An 11,891-nucleotide genomic window follows, 5' to 3' on the forward strand; every position below is an offset into this window, starting at 1 on the left:
AGATCGACGCCTCTACCCGCTCAAGGTCTATGAATATCGCGCCATCGCAGAACGAGGCGCCCCTCCCGCGGAGCGGGTTCGTGCATGAGCCGCAAAGCCGCTGGACCTAACACGAAGCGATGACGACCCCGCGCGACCCACGCGTGGTCGTCCACTTTCAGATTTCAGTTCCCTCGGCCAGCGTCGGTGCATCCTCGACGTCGACGCCGAGATACCGGACGGTGTTCTCAATCTTGGTGTGGCCGAGCAGAATTTGAATTGCTCGGAGATTCCCGGTGGCCTTATAGATAATGGAGGCCTTGGTACGACGAAGCGAGTGGGTGCCATAATCCTCACGGCGAAGGCCAACCGCCGAAACCCATTCATCGACCAGGCGCGCATACTGCCTGGTACTCAAATGGCCAGCATGATCGACCCGACTGGGAAAGGCAAAATCGTCGACCGTTCCACCTCTACGTTCGAGCCATGCAAGTAGGCTTGCTCGGGCGTCTGCCATCAGTTCGAATTGAACTGGCCTCCCAGTCTTCTGCTGCACAACCATGGCCCGGGTCCGAATCTCAGCACCACTCACTAACGTGCCAATCTTGAGCTTCACCAAGTCGCAACCACGTAGCTTGCTATCAATCGCAAGGTCGAACAGCGCTCGGTCCCGTGATCGACCTTCGCGGTCGAGAAAGAACCGGATTTCCCAAATCTGACGAACCTTCAGAGGTCGTTTGACGCCTACTCTCTTGCCTGCATTCCAAGCGGAATGGCCTTGTCCGACAAGGTCATACTGCGAATGTCCCATATCGTTTCTCCTCAGGCCACTATTGGCCAGAGCACAAAGATTCAGGAGGGCGGCCGAAAGCGGACAGGCAGTTTTCAAGAACCGCCCTGCGAAAGCAGACGTTTAGGTCGGCCGGTGTGATGTCTGGGTCTGGCCCGAACCCGACGCTCGTCCACGGCGCAAACGGCCGCGCCTCATTACGGATATTTCGGAGAGTCTGGTTTCTACCCACAGCGGACACAAGAACTCGCGACGTTCGGGGAGAGGAAGCTTGGTCTTTAATAATTCTTTAATGCCGCAGGACACGTAGTAAGTTCATTTACCTGCTTTCGTGTAATGTTCGGTGTGTTAATAGTTAACTTTTTCCTCTGAAGATTTAATACGGATATCTGGCCAGGTTTATTGGTCGATTTCGTTCCAATGTACTTTATATCTACGCCCGCTCTCATCAGTGAAAACGCTACCTTTTTTAGATCTGCAACGCGCGTATTTGGTCCGCAGATTAAGGCATTTGACAAAGTTTTCGTATGTTCTAGACCGACATAGTCAAGTTTAGTGTACTCGATCGAATTCTTCTCAAAGGCGTCTATTACTCTCTTTCGATCGGCAGGCTTTTCGTAGTAGGCGACTAGCTTATCACCAGTGTCCGGCCTTGCATCTTCTGGCGGCGGCTGGGAGGCTTCGGTAGCCGCGTCGCCGTAGGTAACCGTAGAAACAAACGGAGGGTCGTCTCCGACATAGGTGAGCACTACAGTAGGCCTTTCCTTCTTGATGTGACGTTCCTTGCCTAACGTCCAGGTCAGAACCCACTTGTTGTCCAAAATGGGTATTGCCTCCGTTTTAGGGAGTTTTGAGGTTTGCGCGATGATGGCATTCACCTGGCCTTCCACCGACTGCGGGTCAACTTGACTCCACTTTCCTATGTAGTTGTCGGGGTCAATCTCGCTGGTATCGATCCTCGGCTTGCCCGTTTCATCGTATAGGATCTTCCCCTTAGCATCCCGTGCCCATGTCGTATTTGACAAGCAGTCGACGTCGCGAGCCGAGATACATTGCGCGATTTCATATGCGTCATTGGCTTCCGGAGAATACGCCTTCAGCTTTTCAGTTCCTCCTTGGACAAGCACTGCGCCCGCTGACTTCAGGAATCCGTCTTTGATCGCTTGCTCGTCACCACCGGCAGCGGCAATTGCGACACCACCTGCGGCGCCGGCCATGGCAGCCTTCTTAATGATCTCGCCGGCGGTACCGGTCGGCATCTGACCGATTGATGAGCCAGTCTGGGAGGTTACTGCAGCCAACAGTCCGGCGCGTAGTGCCATGTCAGCGTTGCCCGTTTGGCGATAGGTCGACCAGGCGGCATATGCGGCGGCACCGGCGGGCCCGCCGTAAGCGGCTGCCGCTGTGGCGGCAGCGGCACTGATCACCTTGCTCTCTTGGGTTGCTTTAGCGAAGTTCTCTTCGCCGGACTTGAGGGGGTCCATGCCGAGCCCCCACATGGCGTCGACAACTTTTCCGTCTTCAAATCGCTTAGCAGCTTTATTTAGGGCTTCGAAATCAGCCTTGGCTTGATTTTCTACAAAGTGCTTCGTCGCCTCGCCGGCATCAACAGCATCATCAAAGCTGCGCTTTCCCTGCTCACCGACGTCGCGCCACGCCTTGACATAAGTCTCGGCCACGTCGCCTGCTGCTTTGTGGGTCGTGGTGATAGCATCCTCGCCGGCCTGTTGAACCGTCGCAAAGACGTCTCCATTGGCTTGCTGCAATGTCCGGACCGTGTCGCCGGCAGCTTTTTGGATGGTCGTCAGCGTGTCGCCTCCGAGCTGCTGGACTGTGCGCGTTGCGTCCTCGCCGAGCTCGTCGACTTTCTCTTGGATCGACGGAGGCAACGGAACTGGCGAATCCGGAACCAGCGAGCCAGGCTTCGTGGTGCCAGGAATGGGGACCGGGATAACGCAGCCAATTCGCGGCACGCATCCGCAGGCGCCAAAGACGCAACGTTCGTCGTTACAGTCCGGACAACTAGCAGCCGCTGGCGTTGCGAATAACACCGGCAGGAGAGTGATGAACACGATCCAAAAGCGGCAAGCAGACCACATAAGCGATCTCCCTATTTATCATTTGCGCTTGAGCATACGGTGTTAACGGCTCTGGAAACTCCATAATGTCCTGAAAGATATCCAAGTGCAATAGAGGCACAATTTTTATCACCTTCGTTGGAGTCGGGATCTCTGTAATTTCCGCGTGGTCCCGAGATACATCCCAGGCGAATAGAGAGTGGGTAAAAGTGGGGAAGGCGCAGACGCTCGCCCGTTTTATTGTAGATCTCCTGCTAGTGCGCCTAGACGTCCATTTCGCTTGATCTGCGGTTGGAGGCGTTATGGAACGTGACAGGCAGTCTGCTCTAGGTGAAACGCACCTCATTGGGCTCGGCGCGATAGGCCATAGCTCGCTCTGGGCGCTGGCGAGGCAATCCGGTCTGTCCGGGCGCCTGCATGTAGTTGATCACGAAGCTATCGAACTCTCAAACCTGCAGCGCTACGTGTTGGCAGGTCAGGCGGAGGTCGGCCTCTCTAAGGCGGCCCTAGCAACCCACGCCCTTCGGTCCACCCCCCTTGAGGTCGAGGCGCACCCTATGAAGTGGGCAGAATATGTTGCGCGCCGGGGCGACTGGGTATTCGACCGAGTGGGTGTGGCGCTTGACACCGCCGCCGACCGTCTAGCTGTCCAAGGTGCTCTGCCCCGATGGATCGCGAACGCCTGGACTCAGGAGCAAGATCTAGGCATCTCGCGGCACGGTTTCGATGACGGCCAGGCTTGCCTTTGCTGCATGTACATGCCGACCGGGAAATCCAAGGACGAACACCAACTGGTCGCGGAGGAACTCGGAATGCCGGAAGCACACGAGGAGGTAAAAACGCTCCTGCAGACCAATACCGGAGTCCCCAATGAGTTCGTAGCTCGGGTGGCTACGGCGATGGCTGTGCCGTTTGAGCCGCTCGCCGCGTTTGTTGGCCAGCCCCTCCGTTCCTTTTATCAGCAGGTTATCTGCGGCGGCCTGGTGTTCCAGCTTAGCGATGGAAGTCGTCTCGTTCGAACCGTGGTTCCGATGGCCTTTCAGTCAGCGCTTGCCGGGATCATGCTTGCCGCAGACCTGGTCAAGCACAGTGCGGGTTTTCCGATGAGTCCGACGACCAGCACTCGCGTGAATCTACTGCGCCGCCTTGGTTCTCACCTCCATGATCCGAAAGCCAAAGATTCCAGTGGCCGCTGCATCTGCAGCGATGAGGATTTCATTGCCGCCTACAGGCTGAAATACGGCTGTGCCGTTGAACAGCTGAGCAACGGGTCCGCCTAAAAAGATCTGAAGTCTTCGTTACCGCGGACGGCGCGCTGTCAAGCGCTCACCGATGTTTTCGACCACGATCGAGTGCCTGATGAGAGTGCGGGGCGGATACTATGACACGCTCGGCCCGCTGCTTGCCAATGTCAGGCCCAGAACCCACGACAGAGATCCTTGAGCGACGGCTCGCCGTTTAACGTTTTTTGTACTGTTATCTACGTTCGACCATATTCGTCGTCGAAGCGAACGATATCATCCTCGGCGAGATAATCGCCGCTCTGCACTTCAATGATAACCAGGTCAATTCTGCCTGGGTTCTCGAGCCGATGCTTATGGCCGCAGGGGATGTAAGTAGATTCGTTTGTCCCCAGGAACAACTCCTGCTCGCCATTGACGATTTTGGCGGAGCCGCTGACCACGACCCAGTGCTCCGAACGATGATAGTGCATCTGCAGGCTCAACTGGCGACCGGGCTTCACCTCGATGCGTTTGATCTTGAAGCGCTCGCCTTCCTCCAGAACCGTATAGGTACCCCAGGGCCGGTGTACCGTGCTATGGACCAGATGAGCTTCATGTCCCGAAGCCTTGAGGCCCTCGAAGAGCTTCTTAACGTCCTGAACGCGGTCGCGGGATGTGACAAGCAAAGCGTCCGGGGAATCCACGATCACCAGATCGCTTACGCCCACCGTGCCGATGACGCGCTTGTCGGAGCTCACATAGGTGCCGGTCGTGTCGACCATGTGCACATCGCCGCGTATCCTGTTCCCGCTTTCGTCGGGGGCGATCAAATCGGCCATTGCGTTCCAAGATCCGATGTCGTTCCAATCCATGTCGCAGGGAATCACGGCAAGTCTGTTAGTCTTCTCCATGACAGCGTGGTCGAGCGAGATTCGCGGCGCGGAACCGAAATGCTCAGGCGCGAGTTCGATTTTGGCAAAGCCTTGGCATTGACTGGCGCGGCCGTTCTCATAGCTGTCGGCGACGGCCTGGAGCACCTCGGGACAATGCAAAACCATCTCGTCGAGCATGGTTTGCGCACTGAAGCAGAAGATGCCGGCGTTCCAGAAGAAGCGTTGAGACGCGACATAGGCTTTGGCTGTATCCAGATCCGGTTTTTCAACGAAACGGACGACGTTCTCACCATCTGCTTCGATGTAGCCGAATGCGGTGTCCGGTCTGGTTGGGGTGATGCCCAATGTGGCGATCCGCCCGAGCTTCGCATGTTCCATGGCCAGGCCCATGACGTCTAAAAACGCAGGCAGGTTGCTAATCAGGTGATCGGCCGGGAAGACGCACAGGATCGCGTCAGGGCCTTGCGTTGCCCTCGCATGGATCGCGGCTGCAGCCACGGCGGCGGCCGTATCCCGAGCTTCGGGCTCGAGCAGAAAGGTGCGTGGCAGGACCACGGAATCCAGTTCGTCAAATTCGTCCTTGGTCAGGAAGAGGTGGTCCCCGGATGTCACAGCGACGAGTTCCACGACACCTTCTATCGAAGCGGCGCGCAGCACAGTCTGCTGAATGAGAGAATATCCATCCGCCACTTTGAGGAAAGGTTTGGGGTGCGATTGCCTTGAGGCGGGCCATAGCCGCGATCCGGCTCCGCCGCTGATGATCACGGGAATGACTTTCATAACCAACCTCAATTTCGTCTCTGGAGTGATCGCCCGCGTTCTTTCGAGCGTCAGCGTCACGATCGCCGTCGCTCTGGCTTGTCTGCGGCCCCCGCGTAACAGCGAAGTTCCGGCGCGTTGCAGGCGGCGTCAGATGACGACGCTATCGATAATGTACGACGCCTCCACTGGCGTCGGTGAGAAATGCGCATTCAACTATGCCTGTTGGTTGCGTCTGCCGAATTGCGCAGGTGGCGGGTCTTAACTGAGATCAGAGACTTGGCTGCCTTCTATCAAAGTCAAACGACTTGGCTCTTTCAGATCGAATTCAATTACCCGTGGTGCGAAAAGGCGTGCATATCGTGTAAAGGCGCTCGTCGGGGGAAACCGAATTACGGTATCGCAGCGCCCGAGAAGATACATCTCAACGAGGGCGGAAATTCCGCCGTCAATCCCGAGTGCTGCAGTGTGTAAGGGGCCACCTTGATTGGATCCGAAGTGCTTCGGGACAGTGAGCAGATCGGGAAACCTGGCCGACAGAAGATCCAGTATCCGCGCGCTGTCCGTGCATAAGAACAGCCGCACAGGCCTGGGGTGCGGTAACGCCTTAGCCTTGTCAATTGCAGCGCACACTTGCCGAACGGCGAGCTCCGGATCGGCCCAGTAGGGCGCATGCTCCATGATGTCTTCACCGTTACCGTGCCGAACATGAATCCCGATGATGCTGTGCCCCTCAAAACATTTCTGATAAATGGCATCTATGCGGGCTTGAATTTCTGGCCGAGGTTGGACACTCTGGAACACCTGCCGCTCTGCATCCTCATCGCACCGCCACATCAGACAAGCGTCACACACTACTGTGTTCGCTTCGACATCGTGTTCGGCCTGAAAGAGCTCGCCCAACTCATCGCGCTCTTGGAAAATCTGCTCATCTGGCCGGTAAAGGCACTCGATCGCCGGCCTGTTCCACCACTCCGGGAAGAATGGACCAGGGAAGGAAACGTCGTTGATCCGGTCGTCGGAAATAGCCGGCACGCCAGCGATGTCATTGATCGGCTGGAAGAACACCGGAAACGCATTTGTGAAGGGTTGGTCGAGGTAGCAGGCCCCCCGCCAGTCGATGACTAGAGTTCGTCCCGACCGCTGCGCGTAGCGCCAAGCGGCCGCCAATGACCACAGACAATCACCGAACCCCGTACGCCTCCGAGAGACGACGAACCGGCGCTTTTCCAATCCACTAACATGCATTTTCGGAAATCTCGTTCAGAGAGGAGGTTGCCCGGTTTGGTATCCTTAGTCGACACGTAGACCCTGACGCCGGGCGCTTGGCAGAGGCCGGGCCATAGGGCAGAAGAGCTCACTCAGCACTGCCCACTAATCCCGTGACGCTCGCACAGCTTGAAGCCGATGCCCTCGCTTCCGGTTCAGCCTTCTCTACTGGGCCTCCGCGGCATATGTAAAATCTATTGAGTGGATGCCGGCCATCCATGTGTTGGATGCCATGATGAAGGGGCTCGGCTGACGCGGGCCCGGCCAATAGAGCCGAAACAGCCGGGAAACGCTGCGACACTGCCTGCCGGAGCAAATCGTTCCGTCGACGCCATACGCCAAGGGTGCAAGGCTGCATACAGCAACCGGTACCGGGCGAGATGAAGTCGACAGCTCGACGCGCCTGGAACCAGCTGATCGACAGAATCTGCAGTCTGCTCCCAAAGTTCTGCACGACCTGTGCCGGATGCTGTGGTGAGGGCTCGCGGCCACGAACGTTCCTCGCCCCGAACGGAAGCTCGCGCCTACGACTCCGGGCCGGCGATGCGCCCCCGCTGCTCGGTCAGACCATCCATTCTGTGGATGCACTTTATCCAAACAATCGATTTCACTGATCCAAACAATTCCCATTAGAAGACGCTGAAGCAAGAAAGAAAGGCGTCCTCACTCACTGATGGATGAGCAAATCAGCTGCAAGGTGCTGAGAGTACATGTCGCTCACGGCGTGAGCTGAGCGGCACTCAGACCGCATGTACGAAGCCGACAGGTTAGCGGCGCAACTCTATTTTGCTGTGCCTCCAAGCAAGAGGTGTGCTCGGCTGGCGGACTGTCAATGACGAGCTTCGCGCCGCATCTGTCGAAGTGCTCCATAGCGCACGGGGCTGGCCGCACATTGTGTCGGCGTGGCGAGCCGGAGCCGAAACTTTAAACTTTAATAGAGCAGGAATAGAATGGGCGATAGCAGAAAAGTTGCTCTTATTACGGGCATAACTGGACAGGATGGTGCCTATCTTGCCCGTCTTCTTCTCAAAAAAGGCTACATCGTTCATGGGATTAAGCGACGTTCCTCTTCCTTCAACACGGGTCGTATCGAAGACCTCTACCAAGACCCGCACGAATCTGATCCGCGCCTGATCTTGCATTACGGTGACCTCACTGATTCGACTAACCTCATCCGCGTGGTTCAGGAATCTCAGCCAGACGAAATTTACAACTTGGCTGCTCAGAGCCATGTGCAGGTGTCGTTCGAAACACCTGAGTACACAGCAAACGCGGACGGTATCGGTACATTGCGACTTCTTGAGGCGATTCGCCTCCTCGGTCTGACGGACAAGACCCGCTTCTATCAAGCCTCGACTTCGGAGCTATACGGCCTCGTGCAGTCCGTACCGCAGAACGAAACGACGCCCTTTTATCCGCGCAGCCCTTACGCCGCCGCCAAGCTCTACGCCTACTGGATGGTCGTCAATTATCGCGAGGGCTATGGTATGCACGCTTCCAACGGCATTCTTTTTAATCACGAAAGCCCCCTTCGTGGCGAAACTTTTGTGACGCGCAAGATCAGCCGCGCTGCCGCTGCTATCTACCTGGGCAAGCAGGACAAGCTTTATCTCGGCAATCTCGATGCTCAACGCGATTGGGGCCATGCGCGTGAGTACGTGCGAGGTATGTGGATGATGATACAGCAGGATCAACCGGATGATTACGTGCTGGCTACGGGCAAAACGACTCCTGTCCGCCAATTCGTCGAGTGGGCTTTCGAAGATATCGGCGTCGAGATCGAATGGCGTGGCAAGGGTGTCGGCGAAAAGGGCTATGATGTAGCGAGCGGCAGATGCCTAGTCCAAGTGGACCCACGCTACTTCCGCCCCACGGAAGTCGATCTTCTCCTGGGTGACGCTACCAAGGCGAAGGAGAAGCTCGGCTGGGTGCATGAGACATCCGTGCGCGAGCTTGCTGCGGAAATGGTACGCGAAGACCTGAAGGTCATGCAGACATCTGTAGTCATGAAGGAAGCGTAATGTATGATCTGAACGGAAAAACCGTGTGGGTCGCTGGCCACAAAGGTATGGTGGGCAGCGCTGTTGTACGCCGACTCGCGTCTGAAGACTGCAAAGTTGTGGCCGCCCCTCGGGGAGAGCTAGACCTCAAGCGACAGACCGAGGTTGAAAACTTCGTGGCAGTGATGAAACCGGACGCTATCATTATGGCGGCGGCAAAGGTAGGTGGTATTCTCGCGAACGCCACCTATCCGGTCGACTTTCTTTACGACAATCTGATGATCGAGGCCAATATCTTCGCGGCAGCCCACGAAAACAATGTCGACCGCGTCCTCTTCCTCGGCTCGTCTTGCATCTATCCGAAGATGGCACCACAGCCCATTCCTGAAAGCGCGCTTTTGACCGGGCCACTAGAGCGCACCAACGAATGCTACGCCGTCGCCAAGATCACCGGCATCAAAATGGCTCAAGCCTATCGTCAGCAATATGGCCGCGACTACATCTCCGCTATGCCGACGAATCTCTACGGGCCAGGCGACAATTATGACTTGCAGTCAAGCCACGTCATCCCAGCGCTGATCCGGAAAGCGCATGAAGCTAAGCTCATAAGTGATAAGCAAATCACCATCTGGGGCACGGGCACACCACGTCGGGAATTCATGCACGTCGACGACTGCGCCGACGCATTAGTCTTCCTTCTGAAGAACTACTCTGATCATGATCACGTCAATCTCGGCTGCGGACAGGACATCACGATCCTAGAGCTGACTAGAATGATCTGCCGTGTAGTCGGATTTACTGGGGAGATCGCGCATGATCACTCTAGACCTGACGGTACACCGCGAAAGCTGATGAGCGTCGACAAGCTGCGCACTTTGGGGTGGGCAGCAAAGATCACTCTCATGGAAGGCATCGAGAGTGTCTATCATGCATTTCTGAACGGGAGCTACACCGAACGGCGATAGATAAGAGGATTTGCTGCGTCTCAGGCCTGTACGCGCTTTCGGGACCCAGAGCTAATGTAGACTGAGACAATCACTCGATGGCGATTGCGCTCATGTGAGCCAGCCGCGAGGAGCCCTGCCGGACCCGGAGCCCATCCGCTCCAACCTCGTCGCCGTGAAGGTCACGGTGCGCTGCCCACGCCGACGCCGACTGCGTCAATCCTCACAAGGGTAACCGTCGATAACCGAACGCGTCTACGGTAACCGAATGTACTTCTTGTTCTCGTCCGAGGGATCTGTCGATGGGCATTCCGGACGAGCCAAAGTTTGAGCATGTTACCTTCAAAACCCGGTTAGCAACGTCGGATTTGGTATGAAATTCGGAACAAGTGGATTACGGGGCCTGGCGACAGAATTGGCAGGAGCCGCCTCTGCCCTATATGCAACGGCATTCGCGACATTCCTACTGGAATCCGGCCTGGCCAGAATTGGCGACGAGATACTCATAGGGCGCGACTTTCGCGCCTCGAGTCCGGCCATCGCCGCCGTCTGTGCGGCGGCACTGTCCGCGCTCGGCTTCATCGTAGTCGATTGCGGCGCAGTCCCCACCCCTGCCCTGGCACTGTATGCTCAGGCGCGTAAGAGTGGTTGTTTGATGATCACAGGCTCGCACATTCCGGCCGACCGTAATGGAATAAAATTCTATCGACCCGACGGTGAGATCGACAAGGGTGATGAGCGGGAGATAACGCGCATCGCCTTGCAGTTGGAGAAGCGCGGATACGCCCTTGAAGGTGCTGTTGCAAGTCGGCAGCACCGGGAGGCCGAATGCAAGGCCTTTTTCATGGCGCGCAATCGAAAGCTTATGGAGATTAATGCTCTAAAGGGCTTAAGGGTGGGCGTATATCAGCACAGCACAGTCGCGCGCGATCTCTTGGTTGACATTCTCTCATATCACTGTGCGACGGTCGTAACCCTGGGACGTTCGGAAGGTTTCATTCCTGTCGACACTGAAGCGGTCTCTGACGAGACTGCTCAACAGTTCAAGCTCTGGGCCAAAGAGCATCGGCTTGATGCGGTCGTCTCGGCAGATGGCGATGGTGACCGCCCACTGGTAGCTGACGACCACGGAGACCCCCTTCGCGGTGATTTGTTAGGCCTGATTACGGCGAACTTCCTGCAAGCGAAGGCAGTCGTCACGCCGGTCACATCAAACTCTGGTATCGAGACCGCAGGTTCTTTTAAAGTCGTGCGTACCAAGGTTGGATCGCCATTTGTTATTGCTGCCATGCTCGATTTGGTTGCGTCGGGTCACGAGCGCGTGGTTGGTTTCGAAGCAAACGGTGGTTTGTTGACCGGCACGGACTTTGACCCGAACGGAACTAAACTGCCAGCGCTACCTACACGCGACAGTTTTCTCCCCATCCTTGCGGCACTTTCCCTTGTTAGTACAAGTGGGCAGCCACTGTCGGAGATTGGCAGTTCCTTTCAATTGCCGGCAGCGGCGGCGGATCGCTTGGAAAATTTTTCCGTCGAAAGCAGCACTCGCCTCATGACATACCTTCGTACAGCGGAAACTAACATCGCCGCCTTCGTCGGGTCGATTGGAGTGGTAAGCAAGGTTAGCGATGTTGACGGACTTCGTATCACTCTCGCGGATAAGCGTGTCTTGCATTTGCGTCCATCCGGAAATGCCCCGGAAATGCGGTGCTACGTCGAAGCCGAAAATCGGGAGGACGCGGAGCTTTTGCTCCGGACTGGATTGGATCGAATTCGTAATTGGACGCAAAGCTAAATAAAAGCCGCCTCCCTGCGTATTCCAGGTGACCCTCGGGGTCGCACAAGCTACTCAAGCGCGATCAGAACGTCCACAGTGTCCCGGCCCTGTCCGCTTTGAAGCGAACCGGAACGCCCGTGGAAACAGCCGATCCGTACCAGCCACGGAGCATCCGGTAG

General features: G+C 56.6%; 8 protein-coding genes. 4 read left to right on the top strand and 4 right to left on the bottom strand.

Going from position 1 to position 11,891, the window contains the following annotated elements; genetic code table 11:
- Nucleotides 1-157 precede the first annotated feature (157 nt).
- Nucleotides 158-790: a tyrosine-type recombinase/integrase gene (locus NKH52_RS28165; RefSeq protein ID WP_352656916.1), complete on the bottom strand. Its 633-nt coding sequence runs from the start codon at nt 788-790 to the stop codon at nt 158-160.
- A 257-nt stretch (nt 791-1,047) separates the two neighbouring features.
- The gene (locus NKH52_RS28170) at nt 1,048-2,658 is read right to left on the bottom strand and encodes a hypothetical protein (protein ID WP_352656913.1); all 1,611 of its coding nucleotides are present in this window, start codon (nt 2,656-2,658) and stop codon (nt 1,048-1,050) included.
- Nucleotides 2,659-3,149: 491 nt separating this feature from the next.
- Between NKH52_RS28170 and NKH52_RS28175 the strand changes: the two genes are divergently transcribed.
- Nucleotides 3,150-4,127 carry a ThiF family adenylyltransferase gene (locus NKH52_RS28175; RefSeq protein WP_352656910.1) on the top strand — a complete coding sequence of 326 codons (978 nt, stop codon included), beginning with the start codon at nt 3,150-3,152 and terminating at the stop codon, nt 4,125-4,127.
- Nucleotides 4,128-4,327: 200 nt separating this feature from the next.
- Here the strand turns inward: NKH52_RS28175 and NKH52_RS28180 are convergent, their stop codons facing one another.
- Both NKH52_RS28180 and NKH52_RS28185 read right to left on the bottom strand, forming a co-directional pair.
- Nucleotides 4,328-5,743 (bottom strand): mannose-1-phosphate guanylyltransferase/mannose-6-phosphate isomerase, encoded by a 1,416-nt coding sequence (locus NKH52_RS28180; RefSeq protein ID WP_023809290.1) that lies wholly within the window; start codon nt 5,741-5,743, stop codon nt 4,328-4,330.
- A 240-nt stretch (nt 5,744-5,983) separates the two neighbouring features.
- Entirely contained in the window at nt 5,984-6,970 is a 987-nt protein-coding gene (locus NKH52_RS28185) for a nodulation protein NodZ (protein ID WP_352656908.1), read from the bottom strand.
- Between the two features lie 971 nt (nt 6,971-7,941).
- On the opposite strand from NKH52_RS28185, the gene gmd reads away from it, so the two are divergent.
- The 3 genes from gmd to NKH52_RS28200 all read left to right on the top strand — a co-directional run bounded on the left by gmd (nt 7,942) and on the right by NKH52_RS28200 (nt 11,730).
- Nucleotides 7,942-9,012, top strand: a complete 1,071-nt coding sequence (gmd, locus tag NKH52_RS28190) for a GDP-mannose 4,6-dehydratase (RefSeq protein WP_023692482.1) — start codon at nt 7,942-7,944, stop codon at nt 9,010-9,012.
- Complete coding sequence (gene fcl, locus NKH52_RS28195; protein ID WP_023689384.1) at nt 9,012-9,956, top strand: GDP-L-fucose synthase; 945 nt, start codon at nt 9,012-9,014, stop codon at nt 9,954-9,956. The genes gmd and fcl overlap by 1 nt, the downstream gene beginning before the upstream one ends.
- 352 nt (nt 9,957-10,308) lie before the next feature.
- A complete protein-coding gene (locus NKH52_RS28200) occupies nt 10,309-11,730 on the top strand; it encodes a phosphomannomutase (RefSeq protein ID WP_352656905.1) in 1,422 nt (473 codons plus the stop codon).
- Nucleotides 11,731-11,891 lie beyond the last annotated feature (161 nt).

Origin of the sequence: Mesorhizobium sp. M1066, assembly GCF_040318635.1 — a bacterium.
In the GTDB taxonomy this organism is placed as follows: Bacteria; Pseudomonadota; Alphaproteobacteria; order Rhizobiales; family Rhizobiaceae; genus Mesorhizobium.

What these genes read in the sequence shown, in the direction of transcription:
- NKH52_RS28175 (WP_352656910.1), top strand. Translation starts at nt 3,150, where the DNA reads ATGGAACGTGACAGGCAGTCTGCTCTAGGTGAAACGCACCTCATTGGG.
- NKH52_RS28165 (WP_352656916.1), bottom strand. Translation starts at nt 790, where the DNA reads ATGGGACATTCGCAGTATGACCTTGTCGGACAAGGCCATTCCGCTTGG.
- gmd (WP_023692482.1), top strand. Translation starts at nt 7,942, where the DNA reads ATGGGCGATAGCAGAAAAGTTGCTCTTATTACGGGCATAACTGGACAG.
- NKH52_RS28180 (WP_023809290.1), bottom strand. Translation starts at nt 5,743, where the DNA reads ATGAAAGTCATTCCCGTGATCATCAGCGGCGGAGCCGGATCGCGGCTA.
- fcl (WP_023689384.1), top strand. Translation starts at nt 9,012, where the DNA reads ATGTATGATCTGAACGGAAAAACCGTGTGGGTCGCTGGCCACAAAGGT.
- NKH52_RS28200 (WP_352656905.1), top strand. Translation starts at nt 10,309, where the DNA reads ATGAAATTCGGAACAAGTGGATTACGGGGCCTGGCGACAGAATTGGCA.
- NKH52_RS28185 (WP_352656908.1), bottom strand. Translation starts at nt 6,970, where the DNA reads ATGCATGTTAGTGGATTGGAAAAGCGCCGGTTCGTCGTCTCTCGGAGG.